16 protein-coding genes and 1 pseudogene are annotated in these 24607 nt (G+C 45.9%); 2 read left to right on the forward strand and 15 right to left on the reverse strand.

The window, feature by feature from the left end; translation table 11 throughout:
* Nucleotides 1–55 precede the first annotated feature (55 nt).
* Nucleotides 56–664 carry a serine/threonine protein kinase gene (locus RIG66_RS00510; RefSeq protein WP_446374214.1) on the forward strand — a complete coding sequence of 203 codons (609 nt, stop codon included), beginning with the start codon at nucleotides 56–58 and terminating at the stop codon, nucleotides 662–664.
* Between the two features lie 147 nt (nucleotides 665–811).
* Here RIG66_RS00510 and RIG66_RS00515 read toward each other — a convergent pair.
* From RIG66_RS00515 to RIG66_RS00585, 15 genes and pseudogenes are all read right to left on the reverse strand, one after another.
* Nucleotides 812–958, reverse strand: a pseudogene (locus RIG66_RS00515) (Uma2 family endonuclease); the annotation flags it as partial.
* A 106-nt stretch (nucleotides 959–1064) separates the two neighbouring features.
* Entirely contained in the window at nucleotides 1065–1847 is a 783-nt protein-coding gene (locus RIG66_RS00520) for an HIRAN domain-containing protein (protein WP_446374184.1), read from the reverse strand.
* Nucleotides 1844–2764, reverse strand: a complete 921-nt coding sequence (locus RIG66_RS00525) for a HipA-like protein (RefSeq protein ID WP_446374186.1) — start codon at nucleotides 2762–2764, stop codon at nucleotides 1844–1846. The genes RIG66_RS00520 and RIG66_RS00525 overlap by 4 nt, the downstream gene beginning before the upstream one ends.
* A complete protein-coding gene (locus tag RIG66_RS00530) occupies nucleotides 2761–3006 on the reverse strand; it encodes a DUF4926 domain-containing protein (protein WP_446374188.1) in 246 nt (81 codons plus the stop codon). Before RIG66_RS00530 ends, RIG66_RS00525 begins: the two co-directional genes overlap by 4 nt.
* Nucleotides 3007–3118: 112 nt before the next feature.
* Complete coding sequence (locus RIG66_RS00535) at nucleotides 3119–3259, reverse strand: hypothetical protein (RefSeq protein WP_446374190.1); 141 nt, start codon at nucleotides 3257–3259, stop codon at nucleotides 3119–3121.
* Nucleotides 3260–3317: 58 nt separating this feature from the next.
* Nucleotides 3318–7907, reverse strand: a complete 4590-nt coding sequence (gene gltB / locus RIG66_RS00540; RefSeq protein ID WP_446374192.1) for a glutamate synthase large subunit — start codon at nucleotides 7905–7907, stop codon at nucleotides 3318–3320.
* Between the two features lie 583 nt (nucleotides 7908–8490).
* Nucleotides 8491–9471: a hypothetical protein gene (locus RIG66_RS00545; RefSeq protein WP_446374194.1), complete on the reverse strand. Its 981-nt coding sequence runs from the start codon at nucleotides 9469–9471 to the stop codon at nucleotides 8491–8493.
* Nucleotides 9472–10347: 876 nt separating this feature from the next.
* On the reverse strand, nucleotides 10348–13467 hold the full coding sequence (locus RIG66_RS00550) for an SAV_2336 N-terminal domain-related protein (RefSeq protein ID WP_446374196.1): 3120 nt from the start codon (nucleotides 13465–13467) through the stop codon (nucleotides 10348–10350).
* A gap of 441 nt (nucleotides 13468–13908) precedes the next feature.
* The gene (locus tag RIG66_RS00555; RefSeq protein ID WP_446374198.1) at nucleotides 13909–15063 is read right to left on the reverse strand and encodes an AAA family ATPase; all 1155 of its coding nucleotides are present in this window, start codon (nucleotides 15061–15063) and stop codon (nucleotides 13909–13911) included.
* Between the two features lie 20 nt (nucleotides 15064–15083).
* On the reverse strand, nucleotides 15084–16547 hold the full coding sequence (locus tag RIG66_RS00560) for a VMAP-C domain-containing protein (protein WP_446374200.1): 1464 nt from the start codon (nucleotides 16545–16547) through the stop codon (nucleotides 15084–15086).
* 417 nt (nucleotides 16548–16964) lie between these two features.
* Nucleotides 16965–18350: a CHAT domain-containing protein gene (locus tag RIG66_RS00565; protein ID WP_446374202.1), complete on the reverse strand. Its 1386-nt coding sequence runs from the start codon at nucleotides 18348–18350 to the stop codon at nucleotides 16965–16967.
* On the reverse strand, nucleotides 18343–19275 hold the full coding sequence (locus tag RIG66_RS00570) for a hypothetical protein (protein WP_446374204.1): 933 nt from the start codon (nucleotides 19273–19275) through the stop codon (nucleotides 18343–18345). Before RIG66_RS00570 ends, RIG66_RS00565 begins: the two co-directional genes overlap by 8 nt.
* A 9-nt stretch (nucleotides 19276–19284) precedes the next feature.
* Nucleotides 19285–20643: a TrpB-like pyridoxal phosphate-dependent enzyme gene (locus tag RIG66_RS00575; RefSeq protein ID WP_446374206.1), complete on the reverse strand. Its 1359-nt coding sequence runs from the start codon at nucleotides 20641–20643 to the stop codon at nucleotides 19285–19287.
* Nucleotides 20644–20926: 283 nt separating this feature from the next.
* The gene (metG, locus tag RIG66_RS00580; RefSeq protein ID WP_446374208.1) at nucleotides 20927–22609 is read right to left on the reverse strand and encodes a methionine--tRNA ligase; all 1683 of its coding nucleotides are present in this window, start codon (nucleotides 22607–22609) and stop codon (nucleotides 20927–20929) included.
* A gap of 451 nt (nucleotides 22610–23060) precedes the next feature.
* Nucleotides 23061–23810, reverse strand: coding sequence for an ABC transporter ATP-binding protein (locus RIG66_RS00585; protein ID WP_446374210.1), 750 nt, complete (start codon nucleotides 23808–23810; stop codon nucleotides 23061–23063).
* A 341-nt stretch (nucleotides 23811–24151) separates the two neighbouring features.
* Here RIG66_RS00585 and RIG66_RS00590 point away from each other — a divergent pair, with 341 nt between their 5' ends.
* Entirely contained in the window at nucleotides 24152–24337 is a 186-nt protein-coding gene (locus RIG66_RS00590) for a hypothetical protein (protein WP_446374212.1), read from the forward strand.
* The last annotated feature ends 270 nt before the right edge of the window (nucleotides 24338–24607 follow it).

Below are 24607 nucleotides of genomic sequence, written 5' to 3' on the forward strand. Positions count from 1 at the left end.
CTCACAGATTTTCTCCCAAGACTATTAAGAAAATCTTAAATATACATGGGTACGAATTGAGAAGAATAATTGGCTCAAACGCTTACATAGTCACGGTTTAGGCTTCTATCCTCAATCGGGATGGGGGGAACTTCAGTTTAAAGAGGGTGATCAAGTTTGTCTTGTCATGGAGTATATTCAGGGGCAAGATTTAACCCATGCTAATCGATTGACCGAAAAAGAAGCCTTACGCTATATTCGCCAAATTGGGTCAGCGCTGATGGTGGTGCATGAGAATAACTTAGTACATCGGGATGTTCGACCTGCCAATATTATCATGCGTCAGGGGAAACGGGAGGCGGTGTTAATTGATTTTGGGTTAGCGGTGGGATTTGATCACCCGTTGACAACGATTAATCCGACAACCGCCGATGGGTTTACACCCCTGGAATTATACCATGTGGATGCCGAACGCGGCGCTTATACCGATGTGTATTCTTTAGCCGCAACATTGTATCAATTATTAACCGGAGAAAAACCGCCCAGTGTCCGCGATCGCAGTTTGGCAAGGGCTAAATTAAAGCCACCTCAAGACGTGAATCCCCAAATGAGCGATCGCACTATATATCGCACTATATGTAGTGGACTGACACAGCTAAAATTGTGGAATAGATTTGACGTTTAAACCGGGCGCACGCCATGCGCCCCTACAATGCTAATCCACCAATTAAGGTGTGCCACTCCAGTAGGGTGTGTTAGCGTAGCGTAACGCACCATTGCCACTGTAGCATCTCAGTTATTCAGAATTAATCCAAATAATTCCCCCTAATTGGACAAGCCACTTCTGAAGTCGAGAGTGGCGAGTTTTCGGCATTGGCTTCTGCACAATCTTGCCATCAATATATTCCCTGGCAGGTTGGGCTTCAGGTTGTTGGAGAAATTCGGCTAGGGTAAGCGTTGGGGATGGTGTTTGTACCATTTAGGGAAATCTCCAATAGGTTACAAAAATGAAATTATTGGGTCATTTTTGCCAAAATCACGATAGATTAATCTTAATTGGGTATCAGGCAAAATGATTAACCCATCTAACAGTTTAGCTGAAAATGAGGACGCGATCGCGCAAATTCTGCCATCAGGGGTTGATAGTGAGGACTAGAGAAGGGACGATAATCCTTGCTCGCCTGAACAGTCATTTTACACAATAACCGAAACTGAAGTGGCTTTGGAGGTTGATTCACACGTTCTACCTGTACCTCTAGGTTTAACTTGTGTAGGATTAACTCAAACATTTCTGCCAGCAAATATCGCGGACAATAGCCGACAATATAGTGGTCTTCTGTCGTTAAAATTAAAGATTGAGCATCGTAAGGATTTTGAAATTCGTGAGCTAACCCTAATTTTTCACCCGATTCAAACTGATTAATCCGCTCAATGGCACAGCTTGGCAAATGTCGCAGCCCATGGGAGAAAAAGTATAAATGATACTGTCCTTGTGTATTAACTTCCGGACAAGGAAAAACAGCAAGTGTATCCGTTTCTCTTTCCCCACCACTGCGGGCTAAAATTGTCATGGGGTCATGTTCATCGTTAGGAATATTTAACCATTCCATAAAACTAGAATAATCTGGACGCGATCGCGACATTAACCGATTCGCAAAGACGGGGAATAATTCAGTTGATGTATACACTTCATCTAAGTACGGAAACGAAGACAATGGCTGAAAAGCACATTTCGCTTCCGCCTCTTTTACCCCTTGGGTATAAATAAATTGATAGAGTCTTCCATCAAAGGTTAACCGACCAATCGAGAACCAATAGCGACTAATCGGATCTTGCCAAGCTAAAAATAGTGTTTTTGGTGTTTTCAAGGTCGTGTTTTCCTCAAGGTAAGTAGCCGATGTTTATTGATGTCCAGAATCTCCTGAGCAAAGTTGATGGCTTCGGGAGAAATGCGCGATCGGTTAATGCGATTAAAGATGGCTAAAGTATTAGCCTTTTGGATCGTTTCCAGCCGCGCCAACCACACAGAAGCCGCTTGGGGATAGCGATGAGCCACGAGTGAGAACACATCAAAGGTTTTAAGCGTTTTTCTATCATCAACACTGCCATAAAACGCCGAAAAACATTTATTGGCATAAGCCTGAACTGAGCGTTTCTGCCTTTGCTCGTCAGAGAGATCGCGTCCTAAACTGGAAGCATGGTCATAGGTTGGTGCTAGGTGTTCAGTTTCATCGGACGCTGATGCTGTTTTCATGCGAGCAATTCCCCAGTTTTCATGGTGACGATCGCCATTGCCAATCCACGCATCTAGCAGCAGATAACCAACAAACACATCTACTGCTGTTTGGATACCAGAGGGCGGTGTCCAATCAATCGGTAAATGGACAGATTCCCCGGCAATCACCCTCAATACTCTATCTATTGTATGTTGTGATATGCCATACGTCCCAAACGCCGGATAGTTCGGCACAATTGAGGAAAGCAGTTCGTTACCATGAACCAGCGTCCCCGATTTCGGTAAAAAGTTAGGTGAAACGACACCGCGATCGCCGTTCCAGGTAGAAGCCAATTCGTAAACCGCATAGGGAAGTCCCAAGAGTTTACATAATTCTGAGGCGACTTTTTCTGCCCAATCTTCCCCCAGGTTGGGTCGGCTTTGCTTATAAAGACAACGACCCAGTTCTTCGTGGTAGAACCAAAATTTATATTTACTCCCTAACGTTTCATTCGAGGAGGCTTCATACGCTTCTTGCGTGATCAGTAAGATTGGGAATTCATCGGTCATAAATCAGACATACAGTCTCTAACTGTTGGTCGGTCTGCATGAGTTGGTGAACGGACAGAACTTGCAGGTAGAGTCATAACGGCTACGGTGTTGCCTAACATATCAAAGAATTCAACACTATAACCCGTTTCTAATTCAGCAACGTTATGTTTTTCGACAACTGTACCGATATCACCTGCATAAAGCCCAGCTTCAGGAATATCGCCAAGCAAAATAACGTCTGAATAAAGTTCGTAGTTCATGGTATCCTCTATTCATGGCTCTAGTCGCCGTTCAAATAGGCAGAGAAACGGTGCGTTACGCTTCGCTAACACACCCTACGTTTCTACGTTGATAATTTTCATATCTGATTCGCTACGTGGCAAAATTATCAATAATCGTGCGATCGCGATTAGGAATCATGACCGCTTTTTCTAGGTTGATCGGTAGGGGCGACCCGCCTGCATCAATGAACAATGGTGTCCATTCAATTGACTCGGGTCGCCCTGTGATCAAATCCTTGGGCAATGAATGGTGCGTTACGCTTCGCTAACGCACCCTACGTAACGCTGGACTAGCTACCGCTAATCCGGGCTAAATCGCGGGCGTTTTCTTCAAACGCAGCCGTCAGCGCATCATCGCCACTTAATCCGGCTTCTTCGGCTTTATTTAAACAAGCCAGAACCCGCTTGTAATCCCTGGGTATCACCTTGACAAACTTCGGCACCATTTCTGTCCAATTTGCCAAGATAGTTAACCCCAGTTGACTCTTGGTGTACTCGACGTGTTTGGCAATCATTTGGTGGATGATTTCAATTTCCTCGTCATCTTCCAGTTTCTCCAAGTCGGACATCTGGGTATTGCAACGAGTGGCAAAATCCCCTTTCTCATCTAACACATAGGCGACACCGCCACTCATTCCTGCGGCAAAATTGCGCCCGGTTGGACCGAGAACCACTACTTTACCCCCAGTCATATATTCGCACCCATGATCTCCCACGGCTTCAACTACCGCGTTAACCCCTGAGTTGCGAACACAGAACCGTTCACCTGCCATTCCCCGAATATAAACTTCACCAGAGGTTGCGCCATAGAGGGCGACATTACCGACAATGATATTCTCACGGGGGACAAAGGTGGAACGGGCGGGGGGATAGAGGATTAATTTACCCCCAGATAATCCTTTGCCAAAGTAGTCATTGGCATCTCCTTCTAGTTCTAAGGTGACGCCCTTGGGGACAAATGCGCCGAAGCTTTGACCTGCACTCCCTTGGAAATGCAGATGGATGGTATCCTCCGGTAAACCCTGCCAATGACGCTTGGTGATTTCATTGCCTAAAATCGTGCCAACCGCCCGATTGATATTCTGAATCGGTAGGGTAGCGGTTACCTTTTCACCTTTTGCGATCGCACCTTTGCATAAGTCTAGCAGTACCCTCATATCTAGGGACTTATCCAACCCATGATCCTGGGGAATCTGACAATAGCGCCCAATTTCGGGTCCCACATCCGGTTGATAGAGAATCTGGGATAAATCCAATCCCTTCGCCTTCCAATGATCCACCGCCTGCTTCGCTTCCAAGACATCCACACGCCCCACCATTTCATTTAGGGTGCGGAATCCCAGTTGTGCCATGATTTCCCGCACTTCCTGGGCGACAAAGGTCATGAAGTTCACCGTATGATCCGGATTGCCGATGAAACTCTGGCGTAGCTGGGGGTTCTGAGTGGCAATTCCCGCCGGACAGGTGTTTTTTTGACAAACTCGCATCATAATGCAGCCCAGGGACACCAGAGGTGCCGTAGAGAAGCCAAATTCCTCTGCCCCCAATAGCGCCGCCATAACCACATCGCGCCCCGTTTTCATTTGACCATCGGTTTCCACCACAATCCGCGATCGCAGATCATTTAATACCAAAGTTTGATGGGTTTCCGCTACCCCCAATTCCCAAGGTAATCCGGCGTGTTTAATTGAGGTTTGCGGGGATGCACCCGTTCCCCCATCAAAGCCGGAAATCAATACCACATCCGCATGGGCTTTGGCAACCCCCGCCGCGATCGTTCCTACACCCACCTCAGACACCAGTTTCACATTAATCCGGGCGTTGCGGTTGGCGTTTTTCAAGTCATGAATTAACTCGGCTAAGTCTTCAATCGAGTAGATATCGTGGTGGGGTGGGGGCGAAATTAAGCCGACTCCTGGCGTCGAGTTGCGTACCTTAGCAATCCAAGGATATACCTTGCGCCCCGGTAACTGTCCCCCTTCTCCGGGTTTCGCCCCCTGCGCCATCTTGATTTGGAGTTCCTTGGCTTGGGACAAATACAAACTGTTGACCCCAAACCGCCCGGATGCGACTTGTTTAATCCCGCTGTTCTTAGAATCGCCATTTTCATTTGTCCAGGTATAGCGTTCGGGATCTTCACCGCCTTCCCCAGTATTGGATTTCCCGCCAATCCGGTTCATGGCGATGGCTAGGGATTCATGCGCCTCTTTGGAAATTGACCCGTAACTCATCGCCCCGGTTTTGAACCGCCGAGTAATCGCCTCCACGGGTTCCACTTCCTCTAAGGGAATGGGGTCGCGTTTCTTGAATTGCAGGAGTCCCCGTAGGGTAAAATGTTGCTGGGTCTGCTCATTAATTAGGGCAGCGTATTCTTTATACAGGTCATAGCTACCCTGACGCACGGCATTTTGCAGGGCGTGGATGGTTTGGGGGCTTAATAGGTGTGCTTCCCCGTCTTTGCGCCACTGATATTCGCCGCCTGCATCTAGGGTATGCCCATTCACGTCTCGGTCAGGGAAAGCGTAACTATGACGCATAATTGCTTCTTGGGCGATTACGTCTAAATCCGCCCCTTCAATTCGCGTGGCTGTCCAGGTAAAGTATTTATCAACAAGTGCCTGTTTGAGTCCAATGGTTTCAAAGATTTGGGCGCCGCGATAACTTTGGATGGTGGAAATGCCAATCTTGGAGGCGACTTTAATTACACCCTTGGTGGCGGCTTTGATATAGTTTTTCTGCGCCGTCTTGCGATCAATATTCTCCAGCAAGCCCTGGCTGATCATATCGTCAATGGTTTCATAGATCAGATAGGGATTAATCCCACCGCAGCCATACCCAATCAGCAGCGCATGATGATGAACTTCGCGAGGTTCTCCGGATTCTAAGACGATTCCGACTTTAGTGCGGGTTTTTTTGCGGATTAAGTGGTGATGTAATCCTGCAACCGCAAGTAAGGCGGGAATTGGTGCATGGTCTTTATCGATGCCGCGATCGCTGAGGATAATTATAGTGGTTCCGTCTGCGATCGCATGATCCGCTTTTGCACAAATCTCCTCCATCGCCGTTTCCAATCCCTTCACCCCAGCCTTGGGGTCAAATAGAATCGGTAGGGTGACAGATTTAAACTCCCCTTCGGACACATATTTGAGTTTCGCCAATTCCTCGTTCGTCAGAATCGGCGTTTTCAGTTCAATTAAATGACAACTCTGGGGTTCAGGTTCCAGTAAATTGCGTTCTGAACCAATTGTGGTTTCCGCCGAGGTGATAATTTCTTCCCGAATCGAATCAATCGGGGGATTGGTGACTTGGGCGAAGAGTTGCTGGAAATAATTGTACAGTAACTTCGGGCGATCGGATAACACCGCCAATGGCGTATCCGAACCCATGGAACCCACCGCTTCTACCCCATTCTGTGCCATTGGTGCCATTAGCATCCGCAATTCCTCGAAGGTATAGCCGAATGCGATTTGCCGTTGAATTAGGGTGTCGGGTTCCGGTTGGGCTACCTCTGGCGCATCCTTTAACTGTGCCAGTTCCACCATGTATTCGTCAATCCACTCTTGGTAGGGATGTTCGGTAATAATTGCCTGTTTCAATTCCTCATCAGCAATAATCCGCCCTTCTTCCATATTCACCAAGAACATCCGCCCGGGTTGCAAGCGCCCTTTAAACGCCACGTCTTCGGGTTCCACGGGTAACACCCCGGCTTCCGATGCCATAATTACCCGATCATCTTTGGTGACATAATACCGCGATGGACGCAACCCATTCCGATCCAAAACCGCCCCAATCGTCGTACCATCGGTAAAGGCGATAGACGCAGGACCATCCCAGGGTTCCATCAGACAGGAGTGATACTCATAGAATGCCTTTGTCTCCGCACTCATCGACTCATGATTTGTCCAGGGTTCGGGAATCATCATCATTACCGCATGGGGTAAGGAACGCCCAGAAAGGACTAACATTTCTAGGGAGTTGTCGAATATCGCTGAGTCACTTCCCTCTAAATCAATAACGGGCTGAATTTTCTCCAAGTCATCGCCAAACAGTTTCGACTTAAACAGCGACTGTCGGGCGTGCATCCAGTTAATATTACCCCGTAAGGTATTAATTTCCCCATTATGGGCGATGTAGCGATAGGGGTGGGCGCGTTCCCAACTGGGGAAGGTGTTGGTACTAAACCGGGAATGCACTAAGGCTAGGGCGCTTTTCAGATCCGGATCATGGAGTTCGGGATAATATTGTCCCACCTGTATCGGCGTCAGCATCCCTTTGTACACAATTGTCCGACAGGAGAGGCTGGCTGTATACCAGCAGGGGTCAACCTCTGACTGGCTAAGTTCTTTTTCCGCCCGTTTCAGGATCACATAGAGTTTCCGTTCAAAGGATAGATCATCAGCCAGGTTTGGGGAACGCTGGATGAACACCTGTTGCATGAACGGTTCACCCAGTTTAGCGATACTTCCCAGGGGGGAGTCATCCACGGGAACATCCCGCCACCCCAGAACCCTTTGCCCTTCTTCGGTGGCAATTTTCTCAAAAATCTGGCGACTCTGCTGGCGAATCATCGGATCAGGGGAGGTAAAAATTGCCCCTACTCCATACTGACCCGCTTCCGGTAGGGTAATGTTATCGGCGGCGGCGACTTTCCGCATAAACTGATCCGGGATTTGGATTAAAATCCCCGCACCGTCTCCAGTATTCGGTTCACAACCACACGCGCCGCGATGTTCCAGGTTTGCCAGAATCGTTAGCCCTTGTTCCACGATATCGTGGGACTTATTCCCCTTCATCTGCACGACGAATCCGACACCGCAAGCATCATGTTCAAACTGTGGATCGTATAAACCTTGTTTTTTCGGCAGTTGGTTGCTTTTCATCTCAAAATGACCCAAAAACGACGAGGGTTGTAGGGGCGCAAGGCTTGCGCCCGTTTTTCAGTGTAGAGGTTGGAAAGCTATCTGGTGTAACGTAGCGGAAATCAGTATCCAGTGGAAAAAGGTGCAACAGCTTACTATACAAGCGTTTCTTTATTCTACCTTCTGCCTCGGAGTCTCGGAGCCTTCTGCCTTTTACCTTAACGGAGGGTATCCCCGCCGTGACACCATCAGCTTGTTGGATTACGATAAACCAACTCCACCAGAAGTACAAGCCACGCTTTAACAAAACGATAAGATTTGGGGGATTTGGCTTTAATTTAGTTAAGGGTTGAGTTTTGTCGGAAAATGCTTCAAAAAAACAGTATAGTCTGATACTGAATGCCAAAAAGTCATGATTTGTTCGTAGTAAGGGAACCTTAGCCCTTCTTTTAAACTGAGAACCATTCAATGAACTATCAACCCTAACCCACCCCTATTCAAGCGGGGAATGAATTAAAATTGACAGAACAATTGAATGGGTTAGGTTCAAAAGCGTCATTCAATAAAGGGCGCACGTCTATGCGCCCCTACAAATACCCACCGATTATGGAGAACACAGGATAGTTCTAAGTTTTTCGGGAATCTCTTCAAAATGCTCTAACAAAAAATCCATAATTGCCAAATGGCGCAAATCAACGGGTTTCGGAGGGCGATGTCCTTGATCTCGGTTAAACCAACATTGTACGGTTCCCAGGGAGCGATCGCAAATATGAGAAATTTGTTCATAGGTGACATCCCATTTGGCATAAAAGTCCCTGGGTGTCATCCCTAATTCACAGTAACAATAAAGGTCAATGATGTACTGTTCACGCCGAGTAATCGGGCGAGGCTGGTGGGGATAGTGGGTATTGTAGCGTCCTCTGGGACTATGCAGAGATGGAGGCGCGATCGCACGGCGAGACTGGCTGGAATAAAGGTAGGAATAGCCATTCTCTTCGCTGGCTGCAACGATATCGGGCATTTTTTCTAAGTCCTCTTCCCAAGCCATATCTGCGGTGATCCAAGCTGCACTGGGAGAATCGGGGGCGAGTTGAATCAGGTAGCATATCGTCCATTGATCACAATCGTGATTATATTCATAGAAGCGCCCCAGAATCACGCCCCAGTCAGGATTTGGAGTTTTCCATTGAACGCGATCGCCTTCTTTGTAGCGAGGGGTAGGGAAAGTGTTGAGTCTTGTGTAGGGGCGGGTTTCACAACTATCGTTTCTTGTTTCCCCAGATGTGACTAAACCCGCCCCAACCGAGTGTGGAGTCATCTCCTCTATCTCCTTACCGTGACGCAGGGTATTTAATGCGCCAGCGATGAGTTTACCGTTGAGGCTTTGAGTCAACTGCTGAATAAACAGCTTGGCGAGAATGTTGACTTCAGCATCGGTTAGGTGCATTTGGGATGCATCGAAATCAACGTCGCTGTAGTGCTTGAGATGGGAGAGGAGTTGGGTAACGCCAACATCCTCTAACCCTTGCTGGGCTGTGGTTTTGGCGGTGTAGCAGGTGTCGAATTGAGGCGGTAAATATCTCATAATATCTTGGGTGCTTTATGCGCTTGTGATAATAATATAACAAAATTAACAAAATAAACACCCTTTTCTCTCAAAAAAAAGAGCAAAGGGAAACCATTTGATCCAAAAAACGTAGGGTGGGTTAGGCGGCATTTAATCGAAGCGTTAACCATTCAATGAGATATCCAACCTAACCCACCGATAGTTAGACAAAGAAATAATTGAAAATTGACCCAATCATCGGACAGATTGGGTTAAAAAGCGACATTAATAAAGGGCGCAGGTCAGTCATTGGTGTCAACCTAAGCTACAATCCCCCTCACCCCCAACCCCTCTCCCACCAGGGGAGAGGGGAGTAATATCATGTCCTAACCATTGCCCATAATTACAATGCTGTAACCGTAAGGGTTTCGTTTTTTTATTAAGGCTGATTTGCCAGTGCCGTAGTGTCGTGGCACACCTAAAATGGTAGATTAGCATCGTAGGGGCGCACCGACGTGCGCCCGGTTTAAACGTCAAATCTGTTCCACAATTTCAGCTATGCCGTAGGGTGGGTTAGGCGGAATTTAATCGAAGCGAATAACCATTCAATTAAGTGTCCGCCGTAACCCACCGATGTTCAGGTGGGGAATTTTAAAAAGTGCGATCGCGTCATCGTTTTCGTTCGCCTAATCGCTTATCATTATTCAATTGCAGCAATTTTACCGTTGTTCGTCCTTCTGGTGTTAATCCATGAATTGTCGTATCCTCATCGACAAAATGTGTAGAGCAGCTAAAAAATCGCGCAAAGCCGCACAGTGAGGCAGTTTTGTTTTTTTTGCTGGGGGAACTTCAGCTTAATATTTGCCAAAAAATCCGATCTGCCTGACGGCGGAAAAAGGACAAAGGGCAAAAGGGCTACAGAGTCCAGCCGGAAACGCACACCACCCGAAACCCGTTGCCGTAGTAGTGGTTCGTGGGATAACCCCTGTCGCGGTACGCCGCACGGCATTTAACAGGGATGCTGTTCCAGCAACCACCGCGCAGAATACGAGAATAATTATCATTATTATCAATTAACCAAACTTCACCATCTGACGGCGCACCTTCATAGTTGTCGTGCCAGTCATCTAAACACCATTCCCAGACATTCCCATGCATATCGTACAAACCAAAAGCGTTGGGGGAAAAACTGCCCACGGGGGTGGTTTGTTTTCGATATTGTCCTTTGGGTTCATCAGCATAGGTGTAGTTAGCATTGTAATTGGCTAATTGATCCGTTAGGGTTTCACCAAAGTGAAAGGGAGGATAGGTGGGATTTTGGTTTGATTCGCTGATAGATGAGGAATCAGGGAGAATGGCTCTACAAGCATATTCCCATTCGGCTTCAGATGGGAGTCTATATTCCCGTCCGGTGAGTAGGGAGAGTCGGGCGCAAAATTCTACTGCATCATACCAGGAGACTTGCTCAACGGGTCTATCCCATCGGGTGGGAACTGTCTCGCTTGATCGGTAGTTGGGTAAGGTTTTGGGATTAGGATTGTCCTTAAAACGAGCCGGAGCAGGGTCAAGATCACGGTTTATCTTCAAATCTGTACGAGACGCGATTATACGCCATTGTGCCTGAGTAATCGGCGTTTTGCTCATAAAGAAGGATGGAACGGTGACTTCGTGTTGGGGGTGTTCGGCACCTCTTCCTTCTTCTTCTGGCGAACCCATAATAAACGTGCCGCCAGGGATGACGACCATATCTATAGCAATTGTTTCCTCCCTGAAGGGGTGACTGCCAGCCGTTTTTTTTATCCCCATGGTGTCATTCCTTTGAAAGAGAACATACCCCTTTTTTAACCAATCTCTGACAATCTTAAATTTACCCTTTTTAGCAGTATCAAGCTGAGGACAACTGGTGACTAAATGAGTATACACTCCCTTTCTCAGTCGCCGTTGCAGCGTTACTTCACTAATATTCAAATCCTGCGCCACCTGACTATCATAACGGGGCAAATTTCGCTCATTAAACCGAACCAAAAAAGCTTGTCGCTCATCTTCTTCAAACAGCTTATGAGCATCAGCGACTCGTTTTATAAATGCATCCCATGATGTTAGAGGAAGAGGAAGTTGTTTCCTAAAATATTGAACAAATGCATCCCATGTTAGAGGAAGAGCAAGTTGTTCCCTAAAATACTGTGCCGTGTGGGTTTCCCGTTTAATAATCTCACCGCGACGGTTAACAAAAACCGTCTCAAAGGAGAATAATTCAAGTTCGCTAGTATCCAGGGAGGGAAACCCAGCAGATGACGACTGTGACTGTTGTTGGGTGACTATTGGCGTAGCCTCCACCGATTCACCCTGCCATCCTGCTTCAATTTCCTCGGCTAAACGCACATAAGCCCCCCCCAATTGTTTCAAAATATGGGTAGTAATCTCAGCAAAATGCTCTGGCTCAAACTCCTTAACTGTTTCCGCTTGCACCTGTTTTAAAGCGTCTGGCTGCTTCAACAACCCATAAAACTGCTTGAGATTTTTACCCAGTCGTTGGGCAAAATAGCGAGAAATCACCGTAACAATCTGCACAGACTTGGCTGTGGGAGAATCCTTCAGAAACAGGCGGCGGATTGTCTCCGACTCATCGGTTGATGCATCCCCAATAAACTGATACTGAATCTCATCCGGATTCGTCTCTGGCGTAATCAAACCTTGGGGGTGTAAAATTCCCCCCAGAAACACTTCCGCAACATGAACGGGTTGAAGTTCCCGCAGTAACGTGCGTCGAATTAAACGCACAATCGGTAAATTCACCACAGGTGCAGCCGCCAGCAAACTCGCCAATTCTCGCGCCATGGGGGAGGAAGATAAGCGGAAGTCATAATACCGTTCTTGGAAACCTCTCTCCAAACCTGTCTCCATCCCCCCTTGCCCCCCTTTGAAAGGGGGGTTAGAGAGAGAAAGCTTTGAATTCTCCTCAGATGCTGGCGGAAACACAAATCCAGTCGCCCCAACGGTTCCTTTCCCCACCACCATTTCACTCCAGGTTTGAGCCAGGTCAGGTTCTAAACTCAATACAGGCACTTTAACGCCCTGTTTCGGATCAAAATCCTCGCCCAATAAAATTTCCGAAATTGCCAGATTTCGATTCGCCACAGCCGCTTGACAGCGACTATCCAGTTGTACCATTGTCCCCCCACTCAATCCCGTTCGCCACCACATCCGGGTGGGTAACATCTGGACAATGGCGACATTATTCTGGTTTCCCCAGGTGTCTAGAATTGAGACGGCTTTACCATTGCGCCACTTCTCGCCAACACAATCACTAACCACTAAAATTAACCGATGACCACTGGGATCAATAAGTATTTGGGGACGATAAAAACGGTGAGACAAAGCATTTTTACCGATTCCTTTCTTCAGGCGAATCTCTCCCTGTTCATCCGTTACCATTCCCCAAGTGCGGACATAACGAAAAATGCCATAGTGTTTGTAGAGTTGTTCTAATTCCTGAGTTGTCTGTCGCCAGAAGATCATCGAATCGCTTTGATCAATCACCAACTCTAAATCAAATCGTAGTGCTTGGAAGGGCTTGAGGATAGGACTTACAATACCATTTAATTCGGCAGTCGAGTCTACCGTTGCCACTTCATCTAAAATCGTGGTTTTGCCAGAGGAAATCCACTGCATCAAGGGGCGAAATGCCCGTGCGAGTTTCAGGGGGTGAGGGATAGCCGCAACATCAGGAAGGGCAATCTCTAGGGAATCGTGACGAGAAGTAGTTTTGGCGTAGACTCTCGCAGCAGGTTGGTTTCGGGAGGGGATAGTGGGAAGAGACGATTCGGGTACTGGGGTGGATGATGGTGTAGAGGATACGGTTGAATCGATGATAGGCGGTTCGGCTGGGGTAGGTTTGCTGGGAGAAACCGGAGTTGGAGGTTGAGTTGAGGCGGAATTCCGGCGTTGTGCCGCCAGCCAGAGAATTTCGGCAATTTCTGTCCCGGTGAGGTTTAAATCTTGTTCTAATAGGGCGATTAATCGGTCAAATTTCATTTCCGAAGGCAGAGGGTAGGAGGCAACAGGCAACAGGCAACAGGGAGAAATTCTATCCTATTGTAGGGGCGGGTTTAGCCATTTAATTAACGGGTATACCGATAACTTATCAACAAAACCCGCCCTCTTGTCGCCTCATGTCTCTGGATATAAGGGGTAAGGTGGGCAATGCCTACCCTACGTCTGGGAAATTCTATCCTATTGTAGGGGCGGGTTTAGCCATTTAACTGATGGGTAGACCAAAAACTTATCAACAAAACCCGCCCTCTTGGCGCCTCATGTCTCTGGATAAACGGGGTAAGGGGGGCAATGCCCACCCTACGTCTAAGAATTCCGGTTCCCCTTCTCCCCCGATGGGACAAGGGGGTAGGGGATGAGGGTGAAAAATTGTCACCATTAAACTACACGTTCCTTATATATACCGCTATTAACTTTCACCATTCACAACTCATCAATCGCCGACAAACTATTCAACAACAATTCCTGTAACTCCTCGGTAAACGCTTCCGGACTCAAATTATTTCTAATATAAATCGCATTAAGTAACTGATCCGTCGCCCGATCCTGTTCATCCTTATCCAAAAACGCTTCAATCAATGACTCAGTTGTCTGTTTCACCCTTTCCCAATTCGCCTCATCGGTTTCATCTTGGAAATGAGCCGCAATAATCGTTTTTAACGCGGCTGTATCCGGATCAGGCATTCTCACCCGCAAACACCGACGCACAAACGCGGGTGGAAAATCTCGCTCGGCATTACTGGTCATAATAATAATCGGAAACTTAGAACAATGGACTCTCCCCCGCTGAATCGAGGCTTTAATTCCAGCATCTTCGGTTCGCACTTGTACAGGTTTTGGCGTGCTATTTTCTCCCTGAGTTGACGACTTATCAGCCCAACGGACTAATTCCGGAATCTCATAGTTTCCTTCTTCAAATAGGTGCAGGAGTTCGTTAGGTAAATTAATGTCGCTTTTATCAATTTCATCAATCAATAAGACTCTGGGATACTGAGAGGGTAAAAAAGCCGTTCCCACAGGACCCAAGGTAATATACTGACCAATATCCGGTGATTTACCTTTATTAAGCTGGGAATCTTGGAGGCGTGCGATCGCGTCATACCGATAGAGTCCATCTTGTAACGTAGAACGGGTAGTAATTAGCCAGGTTAACACCGATCCTAATTGAAGTTCATGGGCAATCGCATAAGCTAAAGACGTTTTTCCCGAACCCGGATTTCCCGTTACCAAGAGGGGACGCCGTAAATACAACGCCGCATTCACTGCATCCGCTACATTCACCCTTGGCGATTTACCCGTCTCGTCTTCCCCTTCGTCGTCAATAGATTCCTCCTCTAGTTTAGGAGAGTGCAGCCGAAATTTTCTGCCTTTTTCTTTTCCTTGTTTATTTTCCTCAGCATCCGCTAATTGTTGCACCGCTTGCCAACGTTGTTCGATTTCCTTAAGTTCGGCTGAATCATGAATCTCTCGAAATCGTCGCCAGGGAGGAGGCGGTGGCAAATTAGCAATTTTAAAGCTATGTTCTTGCCCATCGCCGTAAAAAAAATACCAATCGTCGGGATTCGGTGTTGATGTCACAATACCCTCCTGTGATCCGTTTAGCTTGCCAGTTGATTAAACTTGGGTAAATTAACTGGCTTGCGCTCAGTATTATCGCAGAGAACGGATAAATTATACCCCAAAAGCGTCTCTCGATTCGGTTGAGCCAAGTCTTGCTTACGAATGTCTAGAATTTTTTCCGATAACGTCTCTAAATCCGAGAATGAGTCTGCCGTGGTTAATCTATTTAAACTGTCTATAGCAGGTTGACACAGGTCTTTATTTTTCAACCAGAAACACAACGGAATTCCCTTTGCCAATAAAAGCTCAAAAAGTACCTGAGTTTTGCGCGGGGGTAAGTCACAACACAGTTTAACAATGATAAATCGTTCTAGTTCTAATGCCAATTGTTTCTTTTTCAAGGCATTAGATAACAAACTGGACAAGTTCCTCTCTTTATCAAAATCACAGATATCATTGGGGTTGACTTGTGTCATTTTTTGCCATTTTATCAGACAAGCATTCTGCCAATCTGGTTTTAACAGTCGATTTAACGAGCGTAACATCACCGAATATTTCTCACAGAGGGCGATATCATCTTTTTTCCAAACTTGGGGAGGCTTGAATTCAAACCGCTTACTTAGCAGTTCGGTGGGCAGAAATAATTCAATTTTCAAATTGTATGGCTGATTCTGTAAAACTTGTGCGTGTAAGTAGTCGTCTTTGGCTTGTTGAATAAACTTATAAATCACATCGGGGATCTCTTTCTCGAAGTATCCCTCCGTTTTCCTGTCGTCTGGATTTAAATCAATCGGTTGATTTTGGGTGTTGGGAAAATCCTCAATAAACTCGGCTTGGATGTTAAAGGTTTTCTTCTTGGTTCGGGTTTTACCCAGCAGCGGATAAACCAAGATTAACAGATAGCTTTGGAGGATGGAATTGGATGGCTGTTCAGTCGGACAATCAAGAGTGGGATAGTTCTGCTGAATCCACTGGTTTAACTTATCTTTTAGATCAGGCTGAATATCGTGGCGAGTTAACAGGTTAATTACAGAGGATTCGACAAAATCGGTTAAACTAGGACAGGTCGTAGATAACCCTATATCTACTGGATTATCACCACAAGCTAGGAGTTTGCGATCGCACTCAATCAAGCCTAACATTTTTTCCTCTAATTCTTCAATATTATGGCAATCAAAAAAATGCTCAATTGGCTTCTCCATAGTTACATCTTGAAGAATAAAAATGAGGGCTGATAGTTGCTCATAAATAGTGAAATTCGCTTCAATTCTGGGATACTCTTGACCCACTTGTATAATAAATCCTTTTAAAAGCCCTCTGTTCTCTAATTTTTTAATGGCGTGGATCAGCCTAGTTCGGTAGTCCTCACCTAGAATTTGGTTATAAAAATTATTGCCAAACTTCCCTTCATTTTCCAGGAAAATATTTTTCAAATTATCTTCACTGAGTACATCTTCAATATCCTGGCGAAGTTTTTGCTTTTGCAGATCAGTTAGACTCATTGTCAAGACATCGACATCAATCTTAATCGAAACTAAGCAGCATTACCTTATATATTAACCTAACTTTTCACAGGAAATCACGAAACCTGCGTATCGGGGCGGGTTTAGTCGCATCTAGACGTAACAGAAGAGATAATAGTGAAACCCGCCCCTACATCTTTACACATTATACCTGACTAGCAAGGACATTCGGTCAAAATTATTATATGCCGTGAAAAGTCAGATATATTAACAAAGGTGCGTTACGCAGCGCTAACGCACCCTACGTTAATTATAGGGGCTTCTTGCTCCAATTATAGGGGTTTCTTGCTCCAATTATAGGGGTTTTTTGCTCCCCTCTCCCCTGGTGGGAGAGGGGTTGGGGGAGAGGGGGTTATTACTTAATTTAACACCCATGACAGCTTACCTACGCCCAATTTAACCGAGAACATTCTGTGCAAAATTCGGATAATCCTCTCTAACAACAGCAATAAACAATGACAGATAACCTCGATTATCCAACTCTCGAATTAAGCGAATCACTCGCGTTCGATAATCACCGCCAGGAATCTGATTATAAAAATTCCTGCCAAACATTCCTTCATTTTCCAGGAAAATACTTTTCACCTGATCTTCACTCAACACAGTTTCAACTTCATCCCGTAACGTCTTCTTCAATTCATCAGTCAACTTAACTAACCCCGTACTATTTCCCCATAAACACCCATCAACCGCATTCATATAAATCACCGGAATCGCAAAATCTAGCTGTTCATAACCATTATCCAATGCAATATTAAACCGCGCCTGCTGTACAGCAAAATCCACAGACTTACCCTTAACAATTTCTCCATAAAAATCCTTGACAAAACCACTAACCGTCTGATTCGACACTTGATACTGCATCGCGATAACCACAGGAATCCCTTGCAGCATCAGACGAGACGCCACGCTACTAAACCCATCCGTCTCTGATTGTTTTCCCGTCTCACAGGCTTGTAAGATAACAATTTTAGGACGATGCTGAGTAAATAATCGGCTAAAAAAATCAGCCGTCTTCCAATCCGGTTCCCCAGAATCTCGCACCAATGCCACTTGTCCAACTTCCTTGCCATTTGCTGAGATTAATTGACCATGACCAATAAAATGAAAGATATCCGGTTGATTCTGGCGTAATTCTTTGGCAAGTTTTCGCGATGTCGCTGGATTAATTACGGGTAAAAGTTGAATCTTATCCTGTTGATTAGCCAGCCGAGTTAAATAACCTTGAACCTCCTGATGGTCAACCTGACTCAACTGAGAATCGGCTGTCGGTATAGCCACAACTAAAGCAATTCTCAGAGATTCATTTGCCCCTAACTGAATTGCTGGTTTCTCTTCTATCGTTACGTTATACCGACTCCGAACCAAACTCAAATTCGGATCAGTCGCCAACTGAATCTCTCCCCGTTGATAGCGCTGGGGAAAACGCATCAACTCCCATGGATAGGCGATTAATTCCGGCATTGCCGTTTCATTTATTTCTAGGACAACCTGTAATTGTTGCTGCTTCTGCACAACAATCTCTCGATAAGTTTTCCAGAAATCCTCCCGAAGTTGATTATCAAATAAACACTCAAATAACGCCTCACCGATTCTTCTAATTGAGTCTCCCGTTAACCGAGAGGAATCAGTAAGACAATCTTGAACAGGCTGATTTATCCTATCCAGCCGCAACCTTCCCGCCGCTTCATTCAGAACCTGACACTCTGGACTCCATAATTTAACCCTAACCGACGTTTCATTCGGGACACAAATTTGATAAATTGACTCAGCTTTATCCATGAGGCAGCATAATCTTATTGTCACCAATCCAGGCTTCTTTTTGACCCACCGCAAACTGTTTAGCCGCCCTCGCCTTACTGCCAAATATATCCTTTAAATGACTAGGAAGGGCTTTAATCACATGACTCAACTCTCCATTCAGCCAATCCATCTCCGGTTCAATCCAAACCTGCCCAGTTAACTCAATCGAGTCCCAGCCTTTAGGCACTTTAAAAATAATCCCAAATTTGACAGTTGCTTGATCCTGAAGTTTAGGCTTCTCAATCCGCCAGTAACATTCTGAATTATCATCCCCTTGGGCAATAATATCAAACTTACCCAGTTGATAATTCAACCCATCCAAAACCGTAAACAATTTCAGATTATCTTTACTCCCCACATTTGCTTTTAGCCGATTATAATCCGGAAGCCGTTCAACCTTAGCAAGTTCAGCCGCATCCACCCCCGCACTAACATCCAGATTGGCATCTAAACCCAGATTCATCTCCACACCAATATTGAGAATCGGCTGCCATTTTGCCCCAGGGATAATCCGATGCACAATTGGCGCTTGATTCCCTTGAGAACCAAAAATCAGTTGGCATTCTAACCCCGAAATCTCCACACTGGGTTGGGGGCGAGGATCAACACTGACAACCATCGAATAAAAATCAAACTGATGCATTAATTGGCAAACTTCGTAATCTAATTCAATCCCTTGGGCGGCAAATCCCTGGGCGGTAAGTGGGATTAAGCGACTGCGCGGATCACCAAATATTACGGTGGTTTCTTTAAGGCGTTGAATCGCGGTTTTTCCTCGCGCCCCATCTTGCGCGTCTCCCCCCGCTAAGTTAGCCTCTTTTGAGATTACTTCCTCAAGTAAATCATTTAATAGTTGTTCCGCTTCTTCAAGATTCGGTGGTGTCAGGTTTCGATTCATTATCATCAGTAATTCCTAAGAAACAACAGGTAATCCCGCTAACGCCATAGCAATTTCTTGTTCACTATACTCGCTATCCTGCAATCGTCCCGCGTGATAATCGATATAGGATTGCATATCAAAATGACCATGACCACATAAATTAAATAAAATTGTGCGGCTAATTCCTTCCTCTTTACAACGCAAGGCTTCGTCAATTGCCCCTTTTACCGCATGATTGGCTTCCGGTGCGGGTAAAATCCCCTCAGTACGGGCGAACATTACCCCTGATGCAAAACAACTTAATTGGGAATAGGCGCGGGGTTCAATTAAGCCTAACTCCACCAAATGACTGATGAGAGGACTCATTCCGTGATAGCGTAATCCTCCTGCATGAATTCCTGGCGGCACAAAGGAACTGCCTAATGTGTGCATTTTAACTAAGGGAGTTAGATGCGCCGTATCGCCAAAATCATAGGCGTATTTTCCTTTAGTTAAGGTTGGACAAGCGGTGGGTTCTACGGCGACAAATCGAATCGTTTCCTGTTCACCCCGTAACTTTGCACCGAGAAAGGGAAAGGCAATTCCGGCAAAGTTGCTTCCCCCGCCTGTACAAGTAACAATAATATCGGGATAATCTCCTGCCATGTCTAATTGGGTTTGGGCTTCTAAACCAATCACGGTTTGATGTAAAAGAACATGATTCAGCACACTCCCTAACGCATAGTTGGTGGTTTTATTCCCTAACGCTACCTCCACCGCTTCACCGATCGCAATCCCTAAACTGCCTGTACTCTGGGGATTATCCGCCAGAATTGCGCGTCCGGCTTGAGTTTCATGACTGGGACTCGGGATAACCTTGGCACCATAACTTTCCATTAAAGCGCGGCGATAGGGCTTTTGTTGGGCGCTAACTTTGACCATGTAAACCACAACTTCTAAGTCAAATAATGCCCCCGCAAAGGCTAAGGCTGAACCCCATTGTCCCGCCCCGGTTTCTGTGGTTAAACATTTGATTCCCGCCTCTTTGTTATAGTAGGCTTGAGCAACGGCGGTGTTGGGTTTGTGACTTCCGGCTGGACTCACGCCTTCGTATTTGTAATAGATTTTAGCTGGTGTATCTAGGTGTTTCTCTAAACGTCTGGCGCGATAAAGTGGAGTGGGGCGCCATTGCCGATAAATGGATTGTACAGGTTCAGGTATTTCGATTTCCGGTTCGGTGCTAACTTCTTGTTGAATTAATTCCATCGGGAACAGCGGTTCCAAGCCAGTGGGGGTAATTGGTTGATTTGTAGCGGGATTAAGAACACCGGGTAGAGGTTTGGGTAAATCTGCTTGGATGTTGTACCAAGCTTTGGGCATTTTGTCTTCGGAAAGGGTATATTTAATCTGCATTTTGGTTCGTTTGATGAGAGTTTAATTGCCTCAGAATAGTGAGATTTATTTTATCTTATAGTGTTTCGTTACAGCGGTAACGCCTGTATTAACACACCCTGCTACCGTTAAAGTCCCCCTATTATATCCCCCTTCCGTCCCCCTTAAAAAGGGGGAAGCCAGAGGATGCTTCGCATTTTGTTGCACGGGGGAAGCCAAATGATGCGAGAGCTTTTTGTTCCATGGGGAAGCCAAAGGATGCTTCCCCATATTCCAGACGTGCGATTACACGTCTCACTCTGAATTATTCGCCCCCAAATTGTTGGCGCAATTCTTCTATTTCCGTATCCTCTAACTTGCGAAATAGAGGAGGCGGAACGTCAAAAGAACGACCCGATGCCAAGGCATTAAAATCCACCGCCTGAGTTAATTTTTGCGTTCTTTCTGTATCTGATAACTGCAACGCATCAAAGAGTTTCTCCGCCGTAAACGGAATAAACGGATTCGACGCGATCGCATACAGCCGAATCAGATTAATACAGGTGCGAATCACCAATCCCGCCTCTTCCTTGTCTTGCTTAAACAGCGCCCAGGGTGCACGTTCGTCAATATATTGATTCCCCACTGTCCACAGCGCACATAAGGTTTCGGCGGCTTTGCGAAACTCCAGATTTTGCAGACAATTACTCAGTTTCGCTATCAAACTTTCACAACTTTCCTGCAACCGTTGTTCCGCCTCTCCCGGCGTTCCTCCTTCTGGAATCACTCCTTTAAACCGACTATTGGCAAATTTGAGTATTCGGTTGACAAAATTACCCAGATTGTCTGCCAAGTCTTTGTTTATCTTAATTTGAAATAATTCCCAGGTAAAAGCTGAATCAGCCGATTCTGGAGACATAGCAATTAAGGCATAGCGCCAGTAATCGGCGGGTACAATCTCTAAAGCTTGGTCTGAAAAGATGCCACGTTTGGAACTGGTGGAGAATTTCCCGCCATAATACGTTAACCAATTGAAACCCTTAATATCATCCGCCATTGTCCAAGGTTCCCGCGTTCCCAGAATCATCGCGGGCCACATAATTGTATGGAAGGGTAAATTATCTTTTGCCATGAATTGGACATGGCGAATATCTTGGGCATCATACCACCAGGATTTCCAATCATCCGCGTTAGCCTGTTGACTTGCCCACCCTTTCGTAGCAGAAATATAGCCAATGGGAGCATCAAACCAGACATAAAATACTTTACCCTCAAATCCCGAACGGGGTACAGGCACACCCCAGCTCAAATCGCGGGTAATGCAACGGTCTTGTAATCCTTCATTTAACCATTTCAGGGCAATAGATCTAGTCAGAGTCGTCCACTCTTGCTGATTATCTACCCAGGAACGCACTTCATCACTAAGGGTAGTCAGCTTTAAGAATAAATGTTTAGTGGTGCGAACTTCTAGATTTGTACTGCCTGATACAGCAGAACGAGGCTCAATCAAATCCGTGGGATCTAATACCGAGGTACAATTCTCACACTGATCCCCTCTAGCGCGATCGTATCCGCAATGGGGACAAGTTCCAATAATATATCGGTCGGGTAAGAAACGATTATCTTCATGAGAATAAACCTGACGAATTTCCCGTTCTTCCATGAAGCCATTTTCATCGAGGCGTTGATAGAAATGCTGGGTTAACTCATGGTGATCGGGGGAGGAGGTGCGACCAAAATAGTCGAAAGAAAGTCCAAATCCGCGATAGATTTCGGCTTGCCGTTCGTGTTGTTTTTGACAATAAGTGGCGACATCTAATCCGGCTTCCAATGCGGCTAATTCAGCCGGTGTACCATGTTCATCCGTGGCACATATAAACAGAACCGATTCGCCTTCCTGTCGCAAGAAACGGCTATAGACATCAGCCGGAAGCATAGAACCGACTAAATTTCCCAGGTGTTTAATCCCATTGATATAGGGCAACGCACTTGTAATCAGATACCGCATAAATTTTACTTAGGGTGTGTTAAAGGGTACAGCGTTAGTATCAGCCAAGAACTCAAGTTCTTGGCTAAAAGCTTAAGTCCATTAAAATGGACTAACCTATTTTAAGGTTTGTAGTCAGCGATGTGAGTGTTTAGGGCGAAGACAGCGCAACGATAAACTAGGAGTGATTTAATGTCACGCTCCTTAAGTGAAATGTCGCCAACTTGAACGCCAAGAAATAAAATCGAGCTTACTCGGTCATATCATGTCCGGTCAAACACCCCGAATAAAAACGCCTGAAACCCTTGTTATTACAGCATTGCAATTATGGGTAATCGTCAGGACATGATATCAGTCGTTGAACCCGTTTTAACGGGTTTAAGCTTTAAGCCCGAACTTTAGTTCAGGGCTGACTAGAAACTTTAATTCAGGGCTGACTGGAGCCTGCCATTCACCTTAAGACTATTGTGCGTCAACTTATGCCAGATGTCTTCACAATCCCATCTTCGAGATAGGTTACTCGATCAGCGACATCCAGGATACGGGGGTCATGAGTCACCATCAGTACTGTACACCCTTCTTCCTTTGCCAACCGCCGCAATAATTCAATCACCCGATGTCCACTGGTTGAGTCGAGTGCTGCCGTGGGTTCATCTGCCATAATAATCTTAGGATGACCGGCTAAGGAACGTGCGATCGCGACTCGTTGCTTCTGTCCCCCCGACAAGTTAGCCGGACGTTGATTGGCGTGCATCTCTAATCCAACGTGTTCGAGCAACTCTTGTGCCTGATATCGCGCCTTCGTCCCGCGAATCCCTTTAATATTCAGCACAACTTCTATATTCTCGGCTGCCGTTAGCGCCGGAAACAGGTTAAAATGCTGGAAAATAAAGCCAATATTATTGCGCCGAAAGCGAGCGAGCTTGGCGCTGGACATCTTGGTTATCTCTTCTCCCAGTAGGTAGACATTGCCCAATGAAGGCGTCAGTAGCCCCGCCAGAATAGAGAGGAACGTCGTTTTCCCCGAACCCGATGGTCCCATGAGGATTTGAATATTGCCGCGCTGAATTTGCCAGTCAATCCCTTTGAGTACTTGATAGCGCTGATTGCCGGACTTATATTCCATCGTTACGCTTTCAGCAATGATGGTATCCCATTGCTTCGGTTTGCGATCGCTTGAGCGCAGATCAAGCTGGTTTCGGCTTTTTATAGACACAACCACATTGATATAAGCGACAGTCAGGGTCTATCTGTAAAGAAATATAACATAAATAGCCCAAGTTAAACTCTCTTCAGATAAAGAGCCATGTCTGGATGATAGCGAATCCTGACGGATCAAATCCGTTGCCGGGTGATACTTGTGAGACTGTCAGGGTGTGGCTTGAAAAGGAGGACTGATACCAAATCCGCTTTTGAAAGCTCCTTGAGTTTATCAATTGTTTTCAGAACGATCTCAATTAACGATTGCTATTCATTACTAAATATAAAGTTAAGTAGGTTGCTGCAAATAAACTCAACCCTATTAATTTATGTAAATAACCCTCAAACCCTTACAAAGGACGAATGACAAAGGACGAAGGACGATCCCCACCGTTAACTTTAATTGTCCCCACCTACTTACATCACCGCTTGACTAATTTGAGAATTGTTAATCTTTTTCAATTAGACTTGACGAGCGAGTTAAATCTGATTAAAGTCGGTGATTATGCCATAAATGTGTATTGTGAGTTAGGTTGCCTAGCCAAGTGAATTGCCCATGCCAGACTGTAGTGAGTGGTGTAACACCCAACTGGAAGACCTCGGAGGGGCACCATCCTTGCGTCCAGAGAACCCAATCTAGTTTTGTGTCATGTCAGTAGGGTGGGATTGTTAGCCTAGAAAGAGTGAGTGCGATCGCAGCTTGGCAGATGTGTTAGATCCAATATAGAGATCTGGCAACGAAGCGAGCATTATTAAACGTCCCTTTGAAACCCAACCTCTGCTGGGTTAATGAATCAGCCATGAACAGAGTACATCTTT

It is taken from the genome of Coleofasciculus sp. E2-BRE-01, assembly GCF_040221695.1.
Taxonomy (GTDB): Bacteria; Cyanobacteriota; Cyanobacteriia; order Cyanobacteriales; family Coleofasciculaceae; genus Coleofasciculus.